Annotated in this window: 22 protein-coding genes and 1 pseudogene; 6 read left to right on the forward strand and 17 right to left on the reverse strand. The window is 41.0% G+C overall.

What is annotated here, in order from left to right; all coding sequences use genetic code 11:
* Window positions 1-3: 3 nt before the first annotated feature.
* The 5 genes and pseudogenes from MHH50_RS19275 to MHH50_RS19295 all read right to left on the reverse strand — a co-directional run.
* On the reverse strand, window positions 4-906 hold the full coding sequence (locus tag MHH50_RS19275) for a sugar ABC transporter permease (protein WP_060622964.1): 903 nt from the start codon (window positions 904-906) through the stop codon (window positions 4-6).
* A 104-nt stretch (window positions 907-1010) separates the two neighbouring features.
* On the reverse strand, window positions 1011-2465 hold the full coding sequence (locus MHH50_RS19280; protein ID WP_076190768.1) for an extracellular solute-binding protein: 1455 nt from the start codon (window positions 2463-2465) through the stop codon (window positions 1011-1013).
* Between the two features lie 57 nt (window positions 2466-2522).
* A complete protein-coding gene (murQ, locus tag MHH50_RS19285; RefSeq protein ID WP_076217895.1) occupies window positions 2523-3428 on the reverse strand; it encodes an N-acetylmuramic acid 6-phosphate etherase in 906 nt (301 codons plus the stop codon).
* Window positions 3429-4002: 574 nt separating this feature from the next.
* The gene (locus MHH50_RS19290) at window positions 4003-4866 is read right to left on the reverse strand and encodes a MurR/RpiR family transcriptional regulator (protein ID WP_042129113.1); all 864 of its coding nucleotides are present in this window, start codon (window positions 4864-4866) and stop codon (window positions 4003-4005) included.
* 327 nt (window positions 4867-5193) lie between these two features.
* Window positions 5194-5438, reverse strand: a pseudogene (locus MHH50_RS19295) (hypothetical protein); the annotation flags it as partial.
* A gap of 313 nt (window positions 5439-5751) precedes the next feature.
* Here MHH50_RS19295 and MHH50_RS19300 point away from each other — a divergent pair.
* Both MHH50_RS19300 and MHH50_RS19305 read left to right on the forward strand, forming a co-directional pair.
* Entirely contained in the window at window positions 5752-6453 is a 702-nt protein-coding gene (locus MHH50_RS19300) for a response regulator transcription factor (RefSeq protein ID WP_076127196.1), read from the forward strand.
* Window positions 6454-6459: 6 nt separating this feature from the next.
* Window positions 6460-7854 carry a HAMP domain-containing sensor histidine kinase gene (locus MHH50_RS19305; RefSeq protein WP_076307687.1) on the forward strand — a complete coding sequence of 465 codons (1395 nt, stop codon included), beginning with the start codon at window positions 6460-6462 and terminating at the stop codon, window positions 7852-7854.
* A gap of 82 nt (window positions 7855-7936) precedes the next feature.
* Here the strand turns inward: MHH50_RS19305 and MHH50_RS19310 are convergent, their stop codons facing one another.
* The 4 genes from MHH50_RS19310 to MHH50_RS19325 form a co-directional block, all read right to left on the reverse strand.
* A complete protein-coding gene (locus MHH50_RS19310; RefSeq protein WP_036688737.1) occupies window positions 7937-8290 on the reverse strand; it encodes a YxeA family protein in 354 nt (117 codons plus the stop codon).
* Between the two features lie 5 nt (window positions 8291-8295).
* A complete protein-coding gene (locus MHH50_RS19315) occupies window positions 8296-10215 on the reverse strand; it encodes an ABC transporter permease (RefSeq protein WP_076307686.1) in 1920 nt (639 codons plus the stop codon).
* The gene (locus tag MHH50_RS19320) at window positions 10202-10969 is read right to left on the reverse strand and encodes an ABC transporter ATP-binding protein (RefSeq protein ID WP_076307685.1); all 768 of its coding nucleotides are present in this window, start codon (window positions 10967-10969) and stop codon (window positions 10202-10204) included. The genes MHH50_RS19315 and MHH50_RS19320 overlap by 14 nt, the downstream gene beginning before the upstream one ends.
* Before the next feature lie 153 nt (window positions 10970-11122).
* Window positions 11123-12271, reverse strand: coding sequence for a VanZ family protein (locus MHH50_RS19325; RefSeq protein WP_076307684.1), 1149 nt, complete (start codon window positions 12269-12271; stop codon window positions 11123-11125).
* A 184-nt stretch (window positions 12272-12455) separates the two neighbouring features.
* Between MHH50_RS19325 and MHH50_RS19330 the strand changes: the two genes are divergently transcribed.
* Window positions 12456-13502 carry a DUF418 domain-containing protein gene (locus MHH50_RS19330; RefSeq protein WP_076182853.1) on the forward strand — a complete coding sequence of 349 codons (1047 nt, stop codon included), beginning with the start codon at window positions 12456-12458 and terminating at the stop codon, window positions 13500-13502.
* A 131-nt stretch (window positions 13503-13633) separates the two neighbouring features.
* Here MHH50_RS19330 and MHH50_RS19335 read toward each other — a convergent pair whose 3' ends face one another.
* The 4 genes from MHH50_RS19335 to MHH50_RS19350 all read right to left on the reverse strand — a co-directional run bounded on the left by MHH50_RS19335 (window position 13634) and on the right by MHH50_RS19350 (window position 19829).
* Window positions 13634-15265: an alkaline phosphatase gene (locus MHH50_RS19335; RefSeq protein WP_076307683.1), complete on the reverse strand. Its 1632-nt coding sequence runs from the start codon at window positions 15263-15265 to the stop codon at window positions 13634-13636.
* 172 nt (window positions 15266-15437) lie between these two features.
* Window positions 15438-15812: a hypothetical protein gene (locus MHH50_RS19340; protein WP_076182861.1), complete on the reverse strand. Its 375-nt coding sequence runs from the start codon at window positions 15810-15812 to the stop codon at window positions 15438-15440.
* A 467-nt stretch (window positions 15813-16279) separates the two neighbouring features.
* Window positions 16280-18868: a metallophosphoesterase gene (locus MHH50_RS19345; protein WP_339187619.1), complete on the reverse strand. Its 2589-nt coding sequence runs from the start codon at window positions 18866-18868 to the stop codon at window positions 16280-16282.
* A gap of 88 nt (window positions 18869-18956) precedes the next feature.
* Window positions 18957-19829 carry a chitosanase gene (locus MHH50_RS19350; protein WP_076127377.1) on the reverse strand — a complete coding sequence of 291 codons (873 nt, stop codon included), beginning with the start codon at window positions 19827-19829 and terminating at the stop codon, window positions 18957-18959.
* 271 nt (window positions 19830-20100) lie between these two features.
* Here MHH50_RS19350 and MHH50_RS19355 point away from each other — a divergent pair, with 271 nt between their 5' ends.
* Window positions 20101-20940: an AraC family transcriptional regulator gene (locus MHH50_RS19355; RefSeq protein ID WP_076217885.1), complete on the forward strand. Its 840-nt coding sequence runs from the start codon at window positions 20101-20103 to the stop codon at window positions 20938-20940.
* A 20-nt stretch (window positions 20941-20960) separates the two neighbouring features.
* Here the strand turns inward: MHH50_RS19355 and MHH50_RS19360 are convergent, their stop codons facing one another.
* From MHH50_RS19360 to MHH50_RS19370, 3 genes are all read right to left on the reverse strand, one after another.
* A complete protein-coding gene (locus MHH50_RS19360; RefSeq protein WP_175618995.1) occupies window positions 20961-21611 on the reverse strand; it encodes a polysaccharide deacetylase family protein in 651 nt (216 codons plus the stop codon).
* Window positions 21612-21689: 78 nt separating this feature from the next.
* Window positions 21690-22295: a polysaccharide deacetylase gene (locus tag MHH50_RS19365; protein ID WP_256716011.1), complete on the reverse strand. Its 606-nt coding sequence runs from the start codon at window positions 22293-22295 to the stop codon at window positions 21690-21692.
* Window positions 22296-22584: 289 nt separating this feature from the next.
* On the reverse strand, window positions 22585-23853 hold the full coding sequence (locus MHH50_RS19370; protein WP_076307680.1) for a hypothetical protein: 1269 nt from the start codon (window positions 23851-23853) through the stop codon (window positions 22585-22587).
* A gap of 55 nt (window positions 23854-23908) precedes the next feature.
* On the opposite strand from MHH50_RS19370, the gene MHH50_RS19375 reads away from it, so the two are divergent.
* Entirely contained in the window at window positions 23909-24079 is a 171-nt protein-coding gene (locus tag MHH50_RS19375; protein ID WP_175619925.1) for a hypothetical protein, read from the forward strand.
* 41 nt (window positions 24080-24120) lie between these two features.
* The gene (locus MHH50_RS19380) at window positions 24121-24594 is read left to right on the forward strand and encodes a hypothetical protein (RefSeq protein ID WP_076281563.1); all 474 of its coding nucleotides are present in this window, start codon (window positions 24121-24123) and stop codon (window positions 24592-24594) included.
* 102 nt (window positions 24595-24696) lie between these two features.
* On the opposite strand, the gene MHH50_RS19385 is transcribed toward MHH50_RS19380, so the two are convergent.
* On the reverse strand, window positions 24697-25905 hold the full coding sequence (locus MHH50_RS19385; RefSeq protein WP_076307679.1) for a hypothetical protein: 1209 nt from the start codon (window positions 25903-25905) through the stop codon (window positions 24697-24699).
* Window positions 25906-25910: the final 5 nt, after the last annotated feature.

The raw sequence follows: 25910 nt of genomic DNA on the forward strand, positions 1-25910 counted from the left end.
TTCCTAGTATTCTACATCTTTACCTATAAACTTGAATTGAAGGAATGAGATAAATCCGATAATCGCTGCTAGAACTAATGATTGTGCCGCTGCCTCACCAAACTCAAAATATGTGAACGCATTGTTAAAGATTAACAAACCTACCATTGTTGTTGCATGGTCTGGTCCACCGCCTGTCATAAGATAAGCGTTTTGGAATACTTGGAAGGAACCGATAACACCCGTAACAAGTAGGAATAGCGTTGTTGGCTTAAGGAAAGGGACAACGATAAACCAAAGCTTTTGCAGGAAAGACGCGCCATCAATTTCAGCTGCTTCATAATAGCTGTTATCAATAGCGAGTAATGCGGCTATATAAATAATAATTGCTGTACCATGACTTGATAACCATGACATTAACACAAGTGAGAACATTGCAGTTGCACTGGAACCAAGCCAGTTTTGATTTTCAATACCTAAAAAACTCACGAGCTTATTAGCAATACCTGATTTTAACGGATCGAAGATCCACAGCCACACAACAGAAAGCGCTACACCAGATGCTACGGCTGGCAAGTAATATAGTGCTTTAAAGATCGTTTGTGTTTTTTTCTTGAAAGGAATAATCAAAATTGAAATTAAAAATGATAGAAGAATATTAAACGGAACAGTTAATAGCGTATATACTAACGTGTTTTTCAGTGCTTTCCAGAAAAGTTCATCTGAAAACGAGTTAACGAAGTTATCCATGCCGACAAAAGTGGATCCTAATGGACCATATTTTTGTAAGCTGATAATAAAAGCATTGATGACTGGATATGCGGTAAATAAAGAAAACGCAATAAGTGCTACTGCGATAAACGCGTATCCCCAACCTGAGTCACTTTCGAGCTTCAATTTTTTTCTTTTAGTCAACGTTTGATTCATTGGGTCGCACCTCTCTTCTAAAAACAGTACAAGCTCTAGCTAATTTAGAAGGAAAGCTGTACGTTCTAGCTACGCACAGCTTTCACATGTCAGCCTACGACAGACTAGTCAACTACAATACCATCTTTACCGAAAGATTTAATTGCAGCCGCTTTAACTGCATCATACATTTCTTGTGGAGCAATCTCATTTGCAAGTAAGGCTTGTAGTTTAGGAATAATAACTTCTGTTTCAATTTTTAATGCTTCAGCAGCCAGATCAGTAGGAATATCTGTACGAGCCGGAAGCGCTTTTGCCATCATAGCTTTACCTGCAGCAACGTTATCTTCGTTACGAGGGAATTTTTCAAGTACTTCTGCATTACGTGCAGATTCAGTAATTGGTGATAAGAACAGCTCATTACTGTAGTTAGCAGCAATTGAACCAGAAGACAAGAAATTCGTTGCTAGGGCAATATTTTTGATGTGCTCTTCAGATGGAGCTTTTTTACCACGAAGTGCGATATAACCATCAACGATTGAAGTAGGGACATAATCGGCACCGTTGAATGTTGGGACTGGAAGTGAAATATAATCAACTTCAATAGAATCTGCAACAGCTGAACCATCGTTCGCTTTAATCTTCTCATTGTTTAGACGAGCAGAGTTTTCAAATGCAGATAAACCTTTACCTGTGATCATCGTTTGGCCCGTTAGGAACATGTTCCACCGTTTGCCAGCATCGATAGAGCTTAGCTCTTTAGGCATAGAACCATCGTTGATCATTTCGCGAATAGATGTAAGTAGACCCAAGAAGTTTTTGCTTGTATACGTATATTTAAGATCTTTATCGAAGTAATCTGGTAAACCTGCAGTTTTAGCAAGAATAGCTAGATAGTCTTTAGATGCTACACCAGATGTTGCGAACACGAAACCATAACGAGTAGTTTCACCTTTATCATTTTTCACTACGCCTTTAGAAATTGCATTACGGAACTCTTCATAAGTCCAACCGTTTTGTTGAATGCTTTTCCAATCAATTCCGGCTTCTTCAAGGAATTGTTTGTTACCACCGATAGTGTGGATTTCCATATATGCTGGTAGGCCGTATTGAGCGTCACCTAGTTGGAAATATTTCAATGGAACTTCGTCATAATCGGCCTTGGCTTCATCAGAAAGGGCACCGTTAAGGTCGATTAGTACATTAAGTGCTGCATATTTCGAAATTCCTGAAGCACCGATAAAAGCAATATCTGGAGGAGAACCTGCATTTACTTGAGTATCAAGTTTTTGCGTCATATCTTCCCAGCTCGCTGGTTCGATTTTCAAAGTCAAGTTAGGATGTAGTGTATTAAATTCTTTTTCCATATCAGCAAAACGTGTTTGATAGTTCGCTGATATCGGAGGTAAAAGTGCTGTAATCGTATCCTTTTTAGGCTCAGAACCACCGTTACTAGTTCCTGTATTACCGGAATCTGTAGAAGTTGTAGCGTTATTTCCGTTTCCTCCGCAAGCCGATAAGAGTGATACCATCATGATTCCTGACAAAAACAGAGTTAATCCACGTGATCTTTTTTTCATCGAAAACAGCCCCCTCAATTATTAATAGCATCCATCCTGTTATTCCACTTTTCACACCTAAACCAATGATGCGATTGCCTGTTTCAAGCGTCCTCCGTTTGCGTTAAGTACTTGTTCTGCTTCTTTTGCATCTAACCCCGATTTAATCATCATAATTGCCAGCTTACAGTTCATAGATGCTTTATCAAGTGTTTCTGCGGCGGTTGATGTATCTACACCAGTCGTGTTCATGATGATACGAATCGAGCGATCTACGAGCTTAAAATTACTAGCCTTCAGATCAACCATCAAGTTGTTGTACGTTTTTCCTAACTTGACCATTGTGCATGTTGTCAGCATATTAAGCACCAACTTCTGAGCAGTTCCTGCCTTTAATCGAGTCGAACCGCTAATGACCTCAGGTCCTACAACAGGTGTTATACAAACATCTACAATGGGTTCGAACTTTGAGCCTCTGTTGTTACAAACACCGATAGTGGCTGCTCCAAGTTCCTTTGCTTTCGCTAAAGCTGCAATAACGTAGTTTGCACTACCGCTTGCCGAAATCCCAATTAGTACATCTTTGTTTGTTACACCAATGCTTTCGATTAATGCGATCCCTTCATCCATATCGTCTTCACAGCCTTCAACCGCAGTACGCAAAGCAATATCACCACCAGCGATATAGCCCTGCACCAAGGAAGGATCTGTACCAAAGGTAGGAGGACATTCGGAAGCATCCAGAACACCTAATCTTCCTGATGAGCCAGCTCCTATGTAAAACATTCTTCCACCATTAGACAACCTATGATGTAGAATATCTACCGCCTTTGCAATCTGCGGAATCTCCTCAGTTATAGCTCTGGGGACCAGTGCATCTTGTTGATTCATTAACTGGATCATTTCTTCCGTAGTACATTCATCAATCATTAATGTGTCTGGATTCACAGCCTCTGTTGTCAATCCCGCAAGGTAGTCATTCATAGCCATCCTCCTTCTTCCCAGTCTCAATCTGTCACCTAGTTAACAAAACGTGTTATATTAACTTACAATTATTATGCTCTTATACTAATACAACACCATCGCTTCGTCAATAGATTTTGAAATATAATTTCATAAAGAAATTAAATTCTGATGTTTTATTTCATTTCTTACATACTATGTTATACCACATTTATAAAGCGCTTACAAGATACAATTTAAATTTTTACCAATTGCTTTGATCGCTATGGCTCTAAGGTTAAAGCGATTTTAAAAAATGCATTATTTGCTGATTATCGCTCCAAACGAAACATAAAGTTACATCATCCGCGTTCAACCGGATGATGTTTCGTCTTCGATTCCATTCATTTTCTTCCTCATTATTGTGTGCCAAGCTATTAATTATTGAATTAAACTACTTATTATATTCATTAGATCAACGTATTCATCATGTAGATAATCTGACATAGATTGATAAGTAGTACATTTTAGTACACGAATAAGCGAATGAAATACAAAAAAAAGGAAAGCATTGATCCATGATCAATGCTTTCCTTCACATTCATTCTATCAGAACCTAATTTCTAAGTTTTTTCTTTAATATATTATGCGTTTTTGTTAAGTAGGTTTTTACTTCTTCATATTCTGCACTTGCGACACCAGCAAATAATATGTCGATGATCGTAAGCATCGCAATACGTGAGCCCATAGCCCCACTGCGGATTGTTATTTCAGGTGTGGATATGCTCAGTACAATATCCGCCCGCTCCGCAAGCTCACTTTTATTGTACTTCGTAATCGCAATACATTTCGCTCTATTCTTTTGGGCAATTTCCAGTGCATCAATAATATCACTAGTTGCTCCAGAGTTAGAAATGAAAATGGCAACATCATCTTTCTCAAGTAAAGTTGCTGCCGTGAGCTGACTATGACCATCTGTATAGGCGTGACACATCTTATTAATTCGCGAGAACTTCTGTTCCCCGTCCATACAAACGAGTCCCGAAGCACCTATTCCAAAGAAAACAATTCGCTTACTATGACATAGTAATTCTACAGCTCTTGTAATTTCTTTTCGATCAATAACACTAAGCGTATCCTCAATGGACTTGCAATTATTCAATGAAATATTTGATATAATTGTCGAGAGATCATCACCTGGCTGAATATCTGTATATTGAGCCTTTGAATCCTCATCACGAGAACCCAAAGATGCCGATATACTCACAATAAAATTGCGGTATCCGCTGTAACCCATCGTCTTACAGAAACGAAGGACAGATGCATCGCTTGTCTTACTCGATTGAGCCAATTCCTTAATCGACAAATGAGGGATCTCTTCCGTATTTTCTAAAATGTAATCTCCGACCAATCGTTCAACTGGTGTAAAACTCTCTCGCATATCACGAATTTTAATTAATACGTTGTCATTTAGACTCATAATCTACCTACTCTAGATTTAATTAACACCTTTATTAATATCATAAACAATATAAACAACCAATTTCAATAACAAAATACGTTTCGGCATATCAAAGCTAATATTAATTAATCTATTAAAATCATCCTACTCTTAGGTCATCTGGTGACTTTACGTTGATTATAGCGTAATAAAGTTGTAAGGTATAGTCGATAATTATATACTTTCTGATATGGTGAAACAAGGGACCACAAAGGTCCCCGAAGATTCTTTCTATTGTTCTCAGCATACGTAATACGCATGTATTTTTAAATTTCACTGCCGTCTAAATATGACTCAATTTGTCAACTACATCCTGTGATGTAGCACCGTACTTGAACCATTTAATTTGCTAGCAAGCTGCTTTAATGTAGTCAAGAACACCGGCATGGCCGCTACACTTAGTAATAATAGTGCAATGATTAATACGAATGCTACCTGTATAAGTGTCGTTACGCCCGAAGGAATCAACGCGGCGCAGGTGATCCAACATCCCCTTCAAGCTCGTTATACCGCATCATCAGGAAGTAATCAACGCCCAGGGCTGCAATCAAGCCATCTAATGGCATTCCAAAAGCTGTCTGCAAGTTCTTCTTCGAGCTCAAGCGAATACAGTAACTCACCTTCTTCCATCATTTTAGCGAACTTCTTCAAAGGGCCATATACAGTGCAGACAATTTCTCCTCCTTACCTGATTTGACTATATCTAGAATGAATTTTAATAAATGACCGAATATTGCTTTGCTATGTTCGTCTAAGTAATATCCATCTTCATGCAAGCCTTTCTTTTGCGATTTTTTTGCGCAAGAAATAAAGAGTTCTTTATAATGTAATAATGTACATAAAGACGGATTTGGAGGGAAATAAATGGCAAGTCGTAAATGGGTATTAATCATAGACGATGAAGATGATTTAGCGCGTCTGATGAAGGCTGTTTTACATAAAGAAGGTGTTCCAGACGTTGTAACTGCCGGGACCGTTGCAGAGGGTTGGGACAAGTTCCAGGAGTATAATCCTGAGCTTATATTGCTAGATATTATGCTCCCAGATGGAGAAGGATATGACTTATGCAGAAAAATTCGGGAAACATCAAATGCACCCATCTTATTTATGTCTGCAAAAGACGAGGAAATTAATAAGCTGTTAGGACTGGCGATAGGTGGCGATGATTATATTACTAAACCATTCAGTCCGAAAGAAGTCGCTTATCGGGTAAAGGCACAACTGAGAAGAGCTGGCTTTACAGAAGAAAAAAAAGCTCCGAAAAGCTTACAAGCTGGCCCCTTTGAGCTTAGTGCCAATGAGACAGAATTAAAAAAGAATGGCGAGGTCCTCGTGCTAACCGCCAAAGAAGTCGGTTTAATGAGCTGTTTTATGCATCATCCCAATCAGATTCTAAGCAAAGAAACCTTGTTTGGACAGGCGTGGGGTGAGGACTTTTTTGGTTCCGATAATACAGTGATGGTACATATTCGGCGCTTACGCGAAAAAATTGAGGCAGACCCTTCAAATCCTTCCTTTATTTTGACGGTTAAAGGGTTAGGTTATAAATTAAATACCAAGGAGTGAGACTAGTTGAAATGGAAATTGACACTCCGCTTTTTAAGATCGGTTATGACTATTGTTGTGATCGTTGGTATTGTAAACGCGATTTTGTTCCTTTCCTTATTCGTTATAAAGGTAAATAATAATAACTTTGGCACTGAAGAAGCATCTGCAGAAACCTTTAGCCGAACCTTTTCACAATACGTAGAATTACAGGCTGGCAAACCTGTTGTGAATGAAGAAGGTCTCAAAAAACTACAAGAAATGAGCGCCTGGGTACAATTCTTGAATGACCAAGGGGAGCAAGCAGCAGCATTTTATACCCCTGAAGAATTGAAAACAGAGTATTCTCCTATTGAAATTGTACAAATGTATAAATATAAAGAATTAGATGCACGCACGACGGTTTTTGTCAGCGAAGCCCAACATTTCAGTTACTTTTTAGGGATTAATAATCCTAAAATAGGCCGCTACGTAATGACCTATGACTACGCTAAAATTTTCAAAGATGTTAATGTTTTTCTTTTCATTTTTTTAATCGTTGATGTGCTTATTGTAATCCTCATTGGATTTCTATTTGGGAAAAAGTTAACTGCACCCCTTCATACATTAATAGAGGGTATTCAACAGCTCAGGGAACGACGTTTTAAGAAAATGCCTACTCCCAAAGGTGTTTATGAAGATGTTTTTCGTAATATGAATGAACTATCTGAAAAGCTCGATCGACATGAAGAGGAACGTAAACGTCTCGATCAAATGCGTGAGGAATGGATTAGCAATGTTTCACATGACATGAAGACACCACTTGCTTCTATTCAAGGTTATGCAGAATTTATTAACGACAGTGCCACAGATCTAACAGCCCAAGAATTACAGGAATACACATCAATTATCAAGAGTAAATCGATGTATATGAAAGATCTGTTAGATGACCTCAATTTAACGACACGTTTGCGTAATCACCAGCTATCCCTGCAATTTGAAGAGGTGAATCTCGTTCAGTTTCTACGAGAAATGACGATTGAACTTTTAAATGACCCGACCTTTGGTGAACGGCAGATAGAGTTTGAGGCGAATGTGGCTAAAGCAATGCATAAAGTAGATAAGAAGTTACTAAAACGAGCGATCCTTAACTTGATCTACAACGCGCTGGTGCATAACGATGAAAATGTCGTGGTGAAGATTCGAGTGGATACAGGTCCAGAATCTCATACCCGAATTTCGATTTCTGATAATGGTCATGGAATTCCAGCTAAAGATCTGGAACAGATTTTCGAACGTTACTATCGGGGTACAAACACAACGAGTAAGCATGGTACTGGTTTAGGAATGGCCATCGCAAGAGACATTATTTGGGCTCATGAGGGGAAACTCGATATGACGAGCATTGAGAATACCGGAACCACCATTACTATACTTTTATAATACAAATGCCTTACTTACTCATTAGGCAGAGAAAAGGGCTGTGCTCCATTACCTTTATTGGAGACAGCCCTTCTTCAATTTATTAGTTTTTTATTGCTTTTAGCGGAATATCCTCTACCTTCACTTCATCATATGAGGAGACTTGATCACCTTTTTTTACATACATTTTTAAGTAGGCGCCTTTACGAAGATTTTTTTGTGCATTAAATTCCAGTGGAATTGTATTCCCTTTGGCATTTGTAGCTTCTAGTGTATAGGAATAGGAAGTCATCACTGTACCATCACTCAGTTTATATTCATGGGGTTCCCCATCCTCTGTAATTTGTAAATAATAATTTTCGGCATTCATGCGATTGAAATCAATCTTTGCTAGAGCAAAGACACCTACAACCCCAATAACAAACAAAATACCCATAGTAATTAGAAATTTTTTCATCTCAATCATCCTTCTGTTCTATTATTTAGTGTGATAATACGATTGTATGAAGCTACGGTTAAGAAATAATACAACCCATAAATTATGGTATAAGCAATCATCCAGAGCAACACTGGCTTTGCTAAATCTATCATCAGTAGACTAGAGAATGCTTTTAAAGCCACTACACTATGCAATAACCCTACTATAAGCGGTACAACAAAGATAACGAATACCTGTGACGCAATGGATTTCCGCATTTCTTTTGCACTGACACCCATTTTATGCAGCATATTGTACTGTGCTTTATCTTCTTCTGCCTCAGTTAAAACTTTAAAGTAAATGATACTGCCTGTTGCAGCCAGAAATACGAGTCCAAGGAAACTTCCTATAAAAAGTAGAGAACCCACACTTTCCAAGCTTGTTTGGTAATCTTGAGGCCTGCTTGAAAATAGCGCTTCTTCAGGTAATTGGTTTGCAATTTTTGCAGATAAATCCACAGAGGCGTCCTCTACCCCAAGAACACGATAGCGTAGCACTTCTCCATCATTCCGTAATACTTTATACTGTTCATCCGAGACTACAACTGTTATACCTGCTGTACCTGCATTTAATACGGTTTGTGTTTTAAAGCTTTGGAATGTGAGTGGATGGCCGTTGCCTGTTGTTATAGTTTTTCCTGTATACATAGGTGAGAACCTTTTGTTATATCCGATATCTAAAATAACCGCGTAGCCATCCTTTACATTTAATTTTTCTTTATGCTGTACATTTGCTAAGTTGTTGTATGTTATTTCATCGATAACTGTATACCCTCTTTTATCAGAGCTATCGAACGAGGATCGCGAGTTTAATTCTTTCGTATGAAATGTAATGGATAGCGCTTCGATATTTTCATCGTATTTTGTAGCTGGCAGTACAGCACTTACTTGTTTATCCATTTCTGCATCTGTTAATTGATACATAAAGGTATTCGGATTAATCGTTTTTGCCGAGTCGTTCGTATTGTAATACAGGCTATAGACCGCTCCACCGGCAGTTACTGTTGTAGCACTCAACACAGCAATCACAGTTAATGTACGTGCATTCCCACGGATACGATAGAGCAGCTGCGAAATGGTTATTACATGAAGGCCCTTCCACAGCCACTTTTCATTTTTCTTAATCATTGCTAACAGAAAGCCAGTCACACTGTGGAACAATAAAAATGTACCCACAATTACCGTTGTTAAAATAATTAATACGGTCATGAGAAATCCGATTTTTGCCCATACCTTAGAAGTGAAAAGGTCCTGCATTGCAAGCCAATAGCCCAAGACAATAAGTAACACTCCAAGAACAGCTACTATCATAGATGGTTTAGGCGCCACTTCTCCCTTTTTGGAAGCATGAAATAAATCAATCAGCTTAAATTGATAGATCAAGCGATAGCCTTGAAACGATGTCACTAAGAAAATAACCAGAAATACGATAGCCGTGTTCATCGCTGCCGCCATTGAAAAAGTAAAGGGTGCTACAACGTCATAACCCATTAAATGAATCAAAATCGTCATAAATCCTTTTGAACAAAGGAAGCCAAATACAATCCCTACTATTAAAGAGAATAATCCTAATAATAAATTTTCAAAAAAGAGCATAAAACCGATTTGACGATTACGTACCCCCAGCAACGCATACAGTGCGACTTCTTTTTTACGTCTTTTCATAAAAAATGAATTGGAATAAGCTATAAATATGAACACGAAAAAGATAAGAATGACTGCCGCTCCACTCATTAGGGAACCCAGTTTTTGGGATGAAGCCGTCTGTTCTGCTATCGTATCACTATATTTTAAGGTCACAAATGTAAAGTAAATGATGATACTAAACACCATCGATGCGATGTATAAAAAATATTGCGAGAAGTTTCTGGCTATATTTTTTCTTGCTAGACTAAATAACGTCATCTACCTCACCCCCAATGGCCGCATGAACATCTAAGATCTCTTGGAAGAAGGCTTTGCATGTCTGATCACGACGATAGATTTCTGTTGAAAATGAACCATCCTTGATGAAAATGATCCGGCGGCAGAAGCTTGCGGCAAAGGCATCATGGGTCACCATCATAATGGTCGAATTGTTATTTTCATTTAAAGTACTTAAGCTTTCCAATAAATCTGTTGCTGATTTAGAGTCAAGTGCACCTGTTGGTTCATCAGCCAAAATCAGTGCTGGCTCTGTCACGAGCGCTCTAGCCGCAGCGGTTCTTTGCTTTTGACCCCCAGAGATTTGGTAAGGATATTTCCCCAGTAAATCTTCAATCCCAAATACTTTAGAGATCTGAGTCACAAGGTGATTAATTTTCTTCGCTGGAATTTTAGCAATCGCCAGGGGAAGCAATATGTTCTCCTTTACCGTCAAGGAATCGAGTAAATTGTAATCTTGAAAGATGAACCCGAGATGTTCACGCCGGAAGTCTGACAAAGCTGCTTCCTTCAGATCATGAATACTCTTGTTCTTCATATATATCTTTCCTTCTGTTGGAGAATCTATGGTTGCTAACAAATTTAGCAAGGTTGATTTTCCCGCTCCGGAAGGTCCCATAATCCCTACAAACTCACCTTCATGAATGTCAAAAGACACGTTTTCCAACGCTGTGTAAGCAGCACTTAACTTCCCGTACACTTTTTTTACGTTTTCTACTTTTAATAATGGTTCCATTCATTTCACCTCATAATTTGCTGATACTTATACTATAGGCACCGAACCTTACAGCAAATTCATGCCAACCTTACAACAAGCTTAAATCTACAAAAAAAAGATACCCTGTAGCCATTTAAGACTACGGAGTATCCCTTTGCTATTGAATAGCATTCATTTTTTTCTGGTTGTATATAAATCAGAAGCTTCATCAAAGTAAAAGCGGCGTTTTTGTTTGCCAAACACGACTAATATAACATGAACGAACAATACGATCGTTAAAATGAGAGAGGTCAATCCAGCACCTAGGGTTAAGAATATAGATGCCTTATAAAATGGAGAATCCATTGATATTTCCACATTATTCAACGTTTTCGCAATGACTGTTATGAAGTACATCGCGTAAAGGGCACCAAAGCGTTTAAATAATCGCTTGTTAGTTTCCACTCGACTTATTTTACTGTCATAGCGATAACGCATTATTTTCGTACCGATTGTCGATCCATTCCAAATCATCGGAATAATAAAAAAGGTTACAGAAAGTGTAATGGTGCTCGCAATAAATTCACTAACGATATTAACGTTGGTCATACTCAACACAACTTTAACTACTAGGTTGCTGATAAATAGATCAATGATAACAGCCAGTAACACAGACATCCCTCTTACTTCATCAAGCGCTAATAATCTTTCCGCTTTCTCCTTAATTTTCTTTTTTGACGGGAATAACGCCAACACAGCTGGAGCAATAAAGAACCCCAGTACACCGCCAGTAGTATTTAACAATAAATCATCCACATCAAAAATACGATAAGGGCAATTATAAATCCCGTAAATGCCGGTTACCTGTGTTATCTCATAAAATAAAGTTAATAAGAACGTGAAGCCTAGAGCTTTCTTCCAATATTTCTTATCTTGAAAAAAGTATCGCAGATAAACACCAAAAGGTAATAATAGCAAGAAATTAAAAAACGCTTGATAGAATGAGGGTTGGCTAAATAATAGCCTATAAGTTGCAGGCTGTGATAACACGATGCCACTATTCCCAAAGGTGCCCACTATAAATTGAAATGGCATAAGTGAATAATGTTGTGTGTCCGGTTTTTGTAGCGAACAAGTGTTACGTATTTCCGGCAACGGCAACAATACTAAAAATAACGCTGCTAGAAAGTAAAAGATAAACGAAAACGAAATTAACGTGGTAGAAAAGGGAAGGTAATTATATTTTCTATAGGTATAAATGAGCCATGGGATAAAAAAGGCAAATGCTAAAACCACAAAAAAGATCGCTGCCACAAAGATCGGTTGAGTATATGCTGACATTTCTAGTTCACACCCCAAAATGATTTAGTATTCATATTAACCATAAAACTGATTCTAATTCAACTGGAGTTGGAACATTTTATCAAATTTAAGGATCCTGTAATGTTGGCATCAATTTAATGTAAGGTTCGCAACTTATACTGACTCCTAGGCAAATAAAAATATTTTCAAAGGAGCACTATTAATGAATCCCTCCATCTCGCAAAAAGAAAGAATCATTTCACTCGACATCATTCGCGGACTTGCTCTTTTTGGCATTCTGCTTATAAATGTTGGAGCCTTTAAAGTTATTATGGAAGGAGATCCCTTACCAGACTATAGTGGTATTAATGGAATCATCCATAGCTTGATAATCATCTTCGTACAAAAAAAGTTCTTTTCTATTTTTTCATTCCTATTTGGTGTAGGTCTATACATTTTCGCCTCAAGAGCCGAAAGCCGGGGAGATAAACCCAGATGGCGTATGGCTAGACGTTTACTAATCCTTTTGCTGCTGGGAATCATTCATGTATTTATCTTTTGGGGAACCATTCTGCCCGCATATGCCATTATCGGATTGTTTCTGATCCCTTTTTATCACACAACGGTTTCTACACTTAAAAAGTGGCTTATGGGTATGACATCCATTTACATCATTTCCTTAGTGGTAAAAATATTCCTGCCTTCTCAAGGGGCAATCTCATCTATTCTTGATATTTTTTCTAATGACGCTATACAAATCTTTATTATGTTTTTAGCTGGTTTTTTAACCGCAAAGTCAGGTTGGCTGACACACATACAAGAATTAACAAGACCCATTAGATGGATTCAAATGGTATCATTTCTGTTGTTCATTGGTTTTTCACTATGGATTTGGAACGCTTCTCAAAATGGGAACAGCAATGTAGATTCAGTTACGGGCTTAGGATCTCTCCCAACCACTTTGTTCTACTTAACAACATTATTTCTACTATTAGAAAATAAACAAATGGTGAAATTCCTGAAACCCATATCACGGGTGGGTCAAATGGCGTTTACAAATTATGTAGCACAAAGCATTATAGGGACGGCAATCATTTCAATGATAGGTCTCGAAGTCGTTTCACCAAAAGATATTCTCTACATCGCAGTTCTGATTTATATGATTCAAATCATTTTTAGCACCATTTGGTTCAAGTTTTTTTCCATGGGCCCTTTAGAAAAGGTTTGGCGCTTGATGACCTATGGAACAAAGCCTGCAATAAAACGATAAAAGCTTCGCTTTCCTCGCCTCAATTCAAGTCGAAATTTCTTATCTAAACCCAAAAACCCCTTTTAAAAAGGGGTTCTCAAGTTTAAGCGCTTTAACTTTTAGGCGACAGATCACAACATGAACTTTAAGAATTAGAGAATTAAGTCCAAAGCATCCTGCGAAATCCACACTTTATCTTTAATCATTACTGTCAGCACATTTAGTTTCGTTGTTTTGCCATCCTGAATGGCGATATTTTTATCTATAGGCAGCTTGAGAACTTGGCCTGCTTTTTTCACTACAACCACCGGATTAGTCTTATCGGTCTTATCTAGGGTAATCGTAGCTCCTTTGGCCTTGAATTTATCACTGGATACGTACAGTGTATCCTGAAGCTGCGCCAGATTGAGTCCGGTCACTTCTTGAATATACTTATTCACATCCGTATTCTGGATTACACCGCTGTTCATGAAATCGGTCGGTTTAAAATTAGCCGGATGGTAGGCGAACAATCCAACTTCTTCCGATGTGTGATCATCCGTAGAGAAGGTTACACCTATTTTATCCCCCAAAATTTTACCGATGACTGGCGAAAGGTTATCCTGCATTCCCAATCTGACTTGATCCGCTTCTTCTTTGGTTAGATCACTAAGTCCATAATTATCCGCAAGGACCTTTTTGAAATTGCTCTCATTAATACTGCCTTCAATGTAATAACTGGTGTGCTTCGCTTTCTTCAGCACGGAGATTAGATCTTTGGTAGAATCATAGTTCGTCATATTGAGCCCGCCGGTAGCATGATCCGAAACCGATAAGACTGCTGTATTCCCGTCCTTTTCTGCAAAATCAACAGCGGCTTTGAAGGCTTTATCAAACGCTAAGGTCTCACTCATAATCCCCACTGGATCGTTATCATGACCATACCAGTCAATCTGGCTTGCTTCGACCATCAGAATAAAACCATTCTCGTTCTGTGACAACTTCTCTATCGCTACATTGGTCATTTCGGCAAGGCTCGGTTGCTTTTGCGGGTTCAGGTCAAAATCAGCATCCAGTGCTTCGGGGTTGAATAGTCCCCAGATTTTATTCGTTTTAGAATTCATTAAACCTGCTTTATCCGTTACGTATTCATACCCATTTGATTTCAGGATTTTGGTTAAATCTTCTCCGTCCTTGCGGTTAATGTCTTCTTTGCCGGGTACCAAATACCCGGAACCGCCCCCAAGTAGAACATCTACACCACTATAGACCATCTGTTCTGCAATAGACTGCGCATTGTCACGCGTGTATGCATGACTTAAAAATGTAGCCGGTGTCGCATCCGTTAATTCACAAGTGAATACCGTTCCTGTACTTTTCCCTGCCATTCTCGCTGCATCCATAAGGGTAGGCAGAGGTTTGTTCATGTCCTCTGGTTTAACTGCGCTTACGAAAGGCATCGTTATTCGGTCTGGAAGTATGGATACCGTCTCACTCTTAACCTTATGGCCTGTGGCATAAGCCGTAGCTCCGGCAGCGGAATCTGTGGTCAGTGAATCCGTAGAATAGGTTCTCACCAGCCCGCTGAAATACTTATCCATCGCAAGCGCCTGACCTCCCTGATACCATCTGGCCAAGTTCACATCGGATAAGCTCATCCCATCCGTAATAAACAGGATTACGTTTTTGACCGATTTGTTGGTAGGAGCATCAGAGTTATTGGCGTAGGATGTTCCGTTGCCTGCTGCAAGCAGACTGCAAACCATAACTGTACTGCAAATTCTCCCGGTAACCTTTTTGCGCATTTGAATCCTCCTCTAGCAGATTTTGTTAAGTACGTTACTAGTTTAAAGGAGGATTGTTTGCGGGAGCAGCACCTATTCTCTTATTTTATATTAAATTCTATGCATATTTTGTCTTGACCTGTGCTACTGATATTTGTAAAAAAGGGGCGCCCTAGGGGCACCCTTTGCATTATTATTGTCTTATTACGAGGACATCTCGAGGCGCTCTACCCGTGCTTTGAATTTGGGAAATTTCGGAGCTTGTAAGGATACGGCCTACCAATATCAACGAAGATGTGACATTGTTAAAGTTAAAATTATTCAAGTTCGCTACGTTTTGGCTGCCACGGAATACACGGAACGATCCCTGAAAGTTAATTCGCGAAAATAGTACAAGCGTTACTTGAGAGCTCTGCACAACATTTCTGAGACGGAAACTCGAGAGAACGTTGTTAAACCGAAACGCTCCAAGATCACGAACCGCAACTCCCCCACGTCTGAATCGAATCCGGCGATTGGTAAAATTAGTACCCGACCAAAGAGTAAGACGTATATCACTGTTAGCCAACTAAATCAACTCCTTCTCTGAGATTGATATAGTCTATTACTAACTTCAAAGAACGGTACAAGACAAATACAGTTGTACAAATGATTGTTTTTCAGATTTCCCTACAGTGGTATTATCCAAATCACCGGGTCGAGCCTCGGATAGGTTAGCAGTCGAAGTGATTTTCCAGTTATATTCATCTAACTATTAGGTAGTACAATGTTGGCTGCAGCTTTACTGTCATGGATCTGCGTATTTTTGATTCACGGCTTACCTGGTGTCTATGTATGGATGGCACTTAAATTTATCATCCCAATTCTAGGTTTCGTAGGACCCACCCCAAACCCTCTTGCCGATTCTGCTCATGATCTGGTAAAAAGTGAAGCTATCTTTTGGAGGAGTTACCCTAGGAGGAATGGACAGCTTCAACAACTATGAAAAAAGACGTTAACGGATGCCTAAGCTCCGTCAACGCCTCCTCTATCCATTCATTGCATTCCTGCCTCTGCTGGAAGCGAGTTATTTCTTGTCCCCACTGCTTTAATCACGAAATTGTAGGCTTTAGCAGAATCTATGCCGTTTAATGTATAACTGTAACTCGTCTGACCGCTTACCGTCGGCACATACACGCTCCAATTTGTGCTGACTTTATCATTATTCTCGTAAATCCGGTAACCTCGCACAGGCTCAGAGCTATTTGCTGGCGCTTTCCACGAAAGAACTGCACGGTTCCCTGACTGTCTTACTGCACTTGGATTTTCTACAATGCCGGGTTTGACGTCAGTCCGTTTAATACTGTAAGCATCATAGACGGCAAGAGGTTTATCTTTAACAGCTGTGTAGGATGTGAATTTCAGCACGTCGCTTGTAATGGAAACATCCACGAACATTTTCTTATTGGGCTGGTCGTTTTTTGCTGCAAAAAAAGTGTCTGCATCTGGATTAATGGCATAAAATTTCGAAGCGGCCGAGTTGCCCATCAGATACACGGTCCCTTTGGGATTCAGCACATTTCCTTGCTCATCGGTAATAACATTCTTAATCGGAACGTTGTTCAGCATTTGAAAAGACCTCATATACATATGGTCATGTCCCTCAAACACCATATCCACACCCAGCTCATCAAATACAGGAATTAGATATTTCCGGTAAAATTCTACCCGGTCGCTTTCTGCTGAAGCATTATCCCCTGAAGAATACGCTCCCTTATGCATCGAGACGAATTTCCACTTCTTGTCGGTCTTTGCCACTTGATTCCGCATCCATTCCAATTGCTTCGTGAACTGAATATCCGCTTTATACGGCTTGACCTCCCCTTCGTACTGGGAATTGATCTGCATAAACAGGGCATCGCCGTATTCGAAAGCATATACCGACCCGTCATGAGCGCCCGTCCCGACATCTTTTGGAAGATTAAAATGGTTATAGAAGTTGTTATTCGGATAATCCTCTATCTCATGGTTGCCGATAATCGGTGCAAATGGCACATTGGCAAATTCTTTTTTCGGCACACCTAAGAACCACTGCCACAGCTGCTCCAGATCACCGTCATCCGTTAGATCCCCTGTAAGAAGAACAAACTTGGGATCTACCGTTTTCTCAATAGCTTTCTTAAAAGTATCCTGCCACAGATCGAAATTCGATTTACTTGAGCCTTGGGTGTCGGTTACATAGAGGAAATGGAAATCCTGATTATCCGCCTTGTCCGTGGTAAAAGAACCCGCCTCGCTCCAGCCGTCCGCATCACCGTTACCGGCCCGGTAGATATACTTAGTTCCAGGCTTAAGACCGCTTGCAATAACCTTGTGGCTGGCGAACTTTTTATACTTTTTGGAGCTTCTGTCTCCTGATGTCATTAAGGTTTCAATAACTGTTGCGCTGCCCTCATAAGAAGCTGCCAGTTGTTCCGGGAACTCGCTTCCTCCCACATTGGCGGCCTCCACTACTTGCACTACTGTACCTCTGACGGTTTCAGCTGTATACCAGTCAAAGGCAATACTTGTCTTCGGGTCTCCATTAAAAGTCATGTTCAGCAGCGTTGGAGTTTTGATGCCGGTATCCGGAGACTTCGTCTTAAAGCTCCAGGTAATATCGTTCTCAGGTGTACGGCCATCCGTAGTCCCCTTAACAAGCTCTTTAGGGACGGTCACGTTGTAAGTTTTGCCGGCAGTGAAATTAGGGTGGCTGACTTTGACTGTGTCTTGACCGAGGAGTGAAGCAGAAATGTTGGTAAGAGGAAGATTGTTTTCTGTGATTACAACTTGATAACTACTGTCGAGACTGATGGCTTTGTTAAACTTCACGGTGATCTCTGCGTTAAGGGGAACATCTGCAGCCCCTGAAGCGGGAGTTTTGCTTACCTCAAGTGTGGGAGTGTCCCCAGGTTCGCCGCTGCTGCGTGTTCCTTTAATTATCACATCTTTGATTCTGCTTGAGCCTGAGCTGGACACCGTTCCCCCGCTTACGCTTTTCGCAGAGTTTACCACCCAGCGGATATAGAGTACATCTTGATTGTTTGTTCCGGCAGGCAAAGCGAGGTTAGTTAATTTGCAGGAATTATTGGAACAATTAAAATTGTTCTGGGCTAGAACAAGGTTGCCGCCCGTAACATCTATCCATTCCTGTTGATCTTTACTGTATTGCACCTTGAAATCCCTAGGTCCTGTACTTGAAGAGGTTTGCTGTGAAGAGAGGAAGATCCCTTCGAAGCCTTGGGTAGAAAGCGTGGCAAGCCAGTATTTTAGGCCCGTTCCTTCATGCCAGCCCTGGTTGCGTACGCTGTTCTCACTTGACTCATAGGTGTACGCATCCGTATTAGTTCCTACATCACGAATGGATGAAGACGTCTGATATACCCCGCCGGTAGCCGGAAATACACCGTTTTCGCCTTTGTCTTTAAAAATCCACTGGGCAATCGTTTCCTGAACTGCAGTTGCTTCATTTACAAGGTCTTCCTCAATTTCTTCCCTCCCTGCTGAGACAAAACCAGTCAACTCCATGGCAAGCAGCAAACCTATAACCATTAGACTGATTACCTTGTAAAATCTATTTTTGAGATAAGATTGGTTGTTATCCATTCAGCCCATCTCCCTCTTCCTTAATCTCACTTATCATCGAACCGCCGCCTCCGAGAAGAACGGCGGTTCTGCTACCCTTACCTTCCTGTTATTGGAGTTCCCAGTCGGTGACTTGAAGGATTGCTGAATCTGCACCCTTCAGGTCTGTCTCTCCCATGTTCAGCAAATTGCTCCACTGCTTCACACGGTTCTTGCCGTTAGGCGGAGAGTTGTACTCATTAGTATCCACAATCTTGGTCCGTTCTTTATAAAATTTGGTCATAAAAGTCTTCTCATCCGTGCTGCTTCCGGATTTACCCAAAAGCCCTTGAAGGGTCTCGGAGCCGCCGGTAGCTCCATGGTTCAGCGCTGCATCCACGAAGGAACCAATAGTTAATGCCGAGTTAAAGCCGCGTTTGCGGGCCTGCTCCACACTGTATTTAATATAGATATTGTAGAACGTTTTCCACATAGCCTCTCTCCACTCGGGATCATTTTGCAAATTGCCGATTTTTCTACAAAAGCTCTCTTCGCTTTCATTGATTTCGAGGATCTTCCCTTTCATCGAACCCTTAACACCGATCCGGGCCAATGCGCCTTTAACCGAAGGATTACTCGCGCCTTTGGCAGCGTCATATGCCTTGAACAGATCCGGACCGTCGGGACCGGTATCATTTGAGCCGCCTGTAGTCGCACCGAATATTCCAATCGTATACCCGCGGTCATCATCAATATCTTCACAATATCCGTAAAAATTGATCCAGTTCAGATCGTCCTGCTCCGGTTTGTTGACAAGCATCATAATATTGTTCCACTGCTCACCATCCAGACCTGTGTTGTCACGCAAGAATTGAAGTGTTGCCGGTGAGAAATTAGAATCAGGGTTCCCTGCCGCATAACTTTTCTGTTGAGATGTTTTGGACAGACAGCCATAAGAAAAAATCATTGAAAAACTGAGCAGAATCATCAATGAAAATTTCATCTTCTTGGAAACCTTACTCTTCGTTGAATTTAGCACCGCAATCTCTCCTTTAATTGAATAGTTTAAGCGCTTTAACTTTTAGTGGCAGTGAACCTTATCCCTAACCTATCTGAGCATGACAGCCCTCCTTTTTCCAACACTTGGTAATTCAATTTAAGCTTATCTCAAAAACTTTGTCCAAACAGCACGTATTTTCTTGTAAATATTAATTTTTATACATATGTTGCTACAAACCATAGATTAAGTCTACAATCCTCTTAGGAGGTGCTGAATGAAACCGGTATTTTATGAGTCTACTCTTTTTGACATCAGCCGCAAGAAACAGGTATACACCAGCATGCCTTCAAGACACTATCATGATGCATATGAGATTCTGTATTTAATATCCGGGGATTTTTATTATTTTATAGGGGACAGAACTTACCAGGTTGCGGGCGGAACACTACTATTTATGGATATTCACGAAATGCACAAACTGGTCAATTCCGGCTGCAATATGTATGAACGGGTTACACTCCTGTTTAAAAAAGAATTCCTGCAGCATTTCTGCACCGGCAGTCAATGTGAGGAACTGCTCGAATTGTTCAAAAGTGATTACCGTGCTTTGAAGATGACCGGGATGGATCAATATTTCATCGAACAGCTTTTTCAGAAAATGATCCAGGAGGGGAAGAAGCAAGCCCGCGGATATGAACAGTACCAACAAATATTATTGGTGGAGCTGCTCCTCTATCTTAATCGTAAACTATTTGACAGCCGCGTAGCTTCATTTGTAGAATCCAATCGTACACATAAGAAAGTCCTGGACATCGTTAATTATGTAAATCAACATTATATGGAACCGCTCAAGCTCTGTGAGATTTCACGGCAATTCGACATAAGCTCTTCCTACCTTTGCCGCACTTTTAAAGAATCCACCGGGTTCAGCTTCATTGAATATATCAATAACATCCGCATTAAAAAAGCGCGTGATTTGCTGGTTGGCTCTTCTTTTAATGTTACTGAAATTGCGGGAATGGTTGGGTTCGATAACACCTCCCACTTTGGACGAACCTTCAAATTAATAATGGGCATCTCGCCGCTCTGCTTCCGCAAACAATTTAAGTCTTAATAACAAATCACTGGAATACGTCAAGACATTTCATCAAGCCTAACAAATTGCAAGTTTCTTGCCTGTAGTTGGTTTAGCACTTCTTCTAAAGCTTGCAGCATAAAATAAGGAGCATGCCGGTCCGCGCCCGCAGTCTCTCCGCTGTCGTGAAGTAAAACAACGGAGCCATCGGTGATTCCACCTAATAAAATGGCCTGCATCCGGGTTTGACAGGCCCGGATGTTCCAGTCACTCGCCTTCAGCGACCATAGAACAATTCGATACTGCTTGTGCCGAAAGAAATCAAATAGATTGATTAATCCCCAGGGTGGACGGTAATGATTGGGTCTGATTCCGACAATAGACTCTATAATATCAGCGGAGCGTTCCAGATGTTCTCGCCTAATTGTACTGGGCAGCATCAGCCAATTAGAGGTATGGCAGTAATTATGGATGCCAATCTGATGGCCTTCCCGATCCATCCTTCTGATCAGATCTGGATACTGCTCCGCTCGCGATCCAAGCACGAAAAAAGTAGCCTTCACTTGATGTAACTTCAATAAATCCAGCAATTCCGGCGTATATTTCGGATGTGGCCCATCATCAAAAGTGAATGCCACCTGTTTTTCTACCGTTCCTTTGCGAAAAACACCAAAGCCGCTCACTCGCGTAATCAAACTTGGAATAAACATGTAAAGAGTAGCGGCACATAGTATTCCTCCTATCAGATATGTAAGTATGATTACACCTCCTTATAACAAGCATAAGACCTATCCAGAGTAGTTCTGTCCGGGTGAAAATCGATTTTTCAGTGAGGCGCGTGAATGGATCAGTAACATCGGGACCAGTTGCTCTGTTCGCCGATTGATTCTTTGTCTCCCTTCAGGATGCATGGCAGACAGCAGCAATCGAAGATAGATGGTGGTGATGCGTTCGAAAACGCCGGACTTTATATTTTGTTGTTCAAAACCAAGACCGTGCGTTAATCCCCGATGGAGCAGTGTAATCCCCAATAAAGCCTTGACCTGCCTGAACTCCGACTGCGATTCGAACGCTTCATTGATTTGCTGCATTGATTTGCGCAGCATGCGAGCCGTTTGCAGTGCGGCACGATCCGATCCTTCGGACCGGATCAACTTCAGGATTCTTTCATTGTCGAGGTGGAGTTCTCCCACCCACTCTCCCTGATTGATGACCGTGGCGTCTTGGCATACAATAGGCTGTCCCCGGTGCTTTTTTAGCATCACGGTACATATACCAAAGCGTGACTTATGTGATCCGCGAAAATGTGAAAGCAACGCAAAAGTTTTTTCCCACATCATCCAGACGGACTGCACCGTGTTTTTACGTATTTTGAAACCCAACTTTTTCACCATCCTTAAACCGGTTATTGTCTCTCATTTCATCCATTGTACCTAACGAAACTTTCTTTTTTCCTAACGTCTACTTCTATTTGACGCTATTCACCGGAATTTCTCTGCGTGTAAATCTAAATTTTTGGCATCTAGTTAAAAAAACTTTCTGACCTAAAAAAAGGACAAAATTTAGTAGGTCTTAAATTAGACAACTTCTGCAAGAAAATCCAACTACATAAAGAAAAACCCATGTCTCTTGGACATGAGTTTCGGATGTTATCTTTTTGACTAAATCAATCTGGTTTCACTATCATTCCAAACTACCCAACTCTACCACATCTCCGCTGGTGGCCTTCACGGCATAATCACAATCCAGCTTTCCGCACAGCACATACCTCTTCTGCCCAGGATCATACACATATACGGGTGTTAATTCGAACCATCCCTTGAGCTTATCATAAGCTTCGTCATGGCTCACAGCAATTTTCCCTTCACTCTTGAATTCATCAAATGTATCGAGCATTAGCTTGTTATCCATATAATTTATAACCTTATAATTGTTCGTATCGATGAACAGAAGGAGCTTACGCTGAAACATACGATTACTTGACACATTCTTCCTCAATGTCGCTTGAATATGTCCTCTTTCCCGATGTAAAGTCTTCAATATCCATTGTCCGGATTCTTCCGGATAGAGCTGGCTTAAACCAATTTCGACTGCGGTTATACATTGGGCTTGTTCTATGTCTGTGATTGAAAATGAATCTGGATGCGGCTCACGTGCTATTGCCTGTTCGATTGTAACCACTTCTTGCAGACGGATCTCCGTCCTTGCGAACTGTTTCGTGTCCGCTTGCTCCCACTGCATTACTTGATCAATACTCAGTCGTGCTCTCGTTCCTGATATCATCTCAAATGGAATTGTGGTTGTTCCATCATTTGTAATGTAGATTTCTTCTATCCCATAGATCGGCAGGAGATGCTTCATCTCGTACACTGGATATTCTATAAGCTGTAGTTGGTTTTTAGCCAGTAGCTCTACCGCTTGAAGCGTGAGAGAATAATCCTCTTTTTGCACAAGGGAGCTGGAAGGAAACTGGCCATAGACACTATAAAAAATAATCCTACCTTCCCCATCGAAGCGTAACTCCATTCGCCCGCCGGGAGAGATAGGTATACCGTCTATACATTCGGCAAAATAATATTCTCCTCTTTCTTCCTTCAATAGGTAGAATTGTTTACCATATTCAAGCCCTACTTCAGCTTCCATCCACTGAATAACGCCGTTTAATTCAATGTTTTGGAACGGTGTTCGATTTGCATAAGATTTCCCTCCAACAAAAATAACACTTTTATAGTTATTGGATAGCAAGTCAAGCGTAATGACTGCAGTTCCTTCCGGATTATAATCTTCCTTCCATTCCTTAATGTGAGAAGGAAACCATTCCATACTAAGCAAATAGTCGGTTTCTCCCAGCATCGTAACTTCACGATAAATTTCATTTGTATGTAAATAGTAGTTGTCCAGTCCATAGGTTTGCTGTGTAGCATTAACTAGTTCTTTGATTCGGAAATCCATATCAGTGCACCCCACAAAATTGATACCTATATCATATCATTACTTAGCAATGATTATGAAGCGCAGCGAATCATATCTCCTACATATTCTACGATCTTATGTAACGGGTTTTGCTGGTGTTCAGAAAATGATCAGTAGCTTGGGGTTTAATAATGCAGAGTGTATCAATCGATTGGACAAGTCAGGAAAATTCACCCTGCTGACTCAGACCTTGCCAGAATACTAAACGTGTATAGTGAACACATATTTTAATGGAGGTATATCATCATGATTGACATCATCGACGGAAATGCGGCATTAATACATTTTTTTCCACTTCCGGCGCATCTTTATTCTAAGAATATTGCTTGTATTGTTGCTGTGGCGCATGCAGAAGAACGGGGTCCAAATTTAACAGGCCTCATAAATGCTCTATACTCGAAGGGATATACAGATCTTGAACATCTATTAGATTCCACATGGAAAAAACTATACCAAGTTCCGAGGTTGGGCCAGCAAAGACTGGTGCTTCTACTTAGTTTACTAGAACGAATTTCTGCAGATCCCAAGACTATAGAAACCTATACAGCTGTCCCTCATGTTACCATCCACAGTAAAAAGGAAATGAAAGAATTAACTTTAAAGAGGATCATTAAGAAGTATAACGAAACATCTGTAGAGGTATTAACTGAAGACACCGAAAAAGAAGCTCGTTTAAAGAAAATTAAAGATAGACTCCGAGAAATGGGGATGATCGTATAACAAAACCCCGTCAGTATAGTGAAGTGCACCCCTTAGAATAGACATTGGACAAACCTCTGGGTCATTCCGATTTCTATTCTAGGGGTGTGACTTTCAATTCATTTAGTAATCGCGCGCTGCATCGAACCAGCGTTGAGCCATCTCCTCTGTGATAGGCTGGCCAATCAGGTGGTCAGACTGGCTAAGTTGCCATACCGCTTCACCAAGGTCTTCTCGTTCGGTGGTTTCGATGCCCTTAAGATTGTTGAAGCGCACGGTGAAAGCGGTAATGGCGGCCTCGGCTTCAGCAAAGCTACGGGCTTCGGACAAGGTTACCTGTGCAACGTTGTAAGCTTCATTAGCCAGCTTGGCTAGACGTTTAGCCCAGGAGGAGAATGGGCGGCCAAACTCGGTCGTCCACCACTCTGGCTTTCGTAATTGGCTCACTGAAGCATGGTCGGTCCAAGGACGGGTTTCAGCGCGGGTTTTCATTTGCTTTTTTATACGCTTGCCAGCGCTTTCTTCGACATTGTAGGCGATGAATCTGTCAAGCAACGGCCACGCGTTCAAGGTCGGCAAGTCCCCCAGATCAGGCATGAAGCGCAGCTCCAGATTCGTTAACTGGGTATGATGAGCTAATAAATTCAGGTCGCAGAAGTTTCCCCACAAACTCAGTGATTTAAGGTTTGGGTACCGGTTTAGACACTCTAGCGAGATGGGCTGTCCCAGCGGTGCGTTATGTAGCGTCAAGCTCGTTACCTGGTGCAGCTCCCCCATATCGGGCAGCAAAAAAGGGGGATCATTCTTACGTCGGCCGGTGCGCGGTGCTAGTGTAAGAGAAGATGGCATTTCGCCTGTGGCCGAGAAGCGTGATAGATCGCCGGACACACTCAGGCGGAAAGGCTGCTTCGGAAGTATTAGGCTAAGGGACCTCCCGGATGGTTCCAACTCGACATGCAAGCCATGCAAATTGGACTGACTGGCGTCCGCCACCGTGTCTGCAGACAGGATCGGAGTCCATGTCATCTCTTCAATGGGACGTTTCTGTGCCCAGTCAAAGAAGCCTGAATCACTGCCTGTATAATGCAGAAATCGCGGCCAGGGAGAGCCAGCCGGTGTGGCAAAGACATCGAATACGGTCCAATCGATAGGCGCATCAGACGCGACATGAAGGTCAACCTTTTTCCCCAATTGCGACGGACCCATGGATAGACTGCCCACACCGGGCTTAAGGACAAGAGTATGACTACGTGGACCTGTCAGGTTGATAGGATAACTACCAACTTCTCTAACAGAACCAGCTGAAGGACCAGCTTGGCTATCATTTGGCATTTCTA

Source organism: Paenibacillus sp. FSL H3-0302 (assembly GCF_037982245.1).
GTDB classification, from domain to species: Bacteria; Bacillota; Bacilli; order Paenibacillales; family Paenibacillaceae; genus Paenibacillus_AQ; species Paenibacillus_AQ odorifer.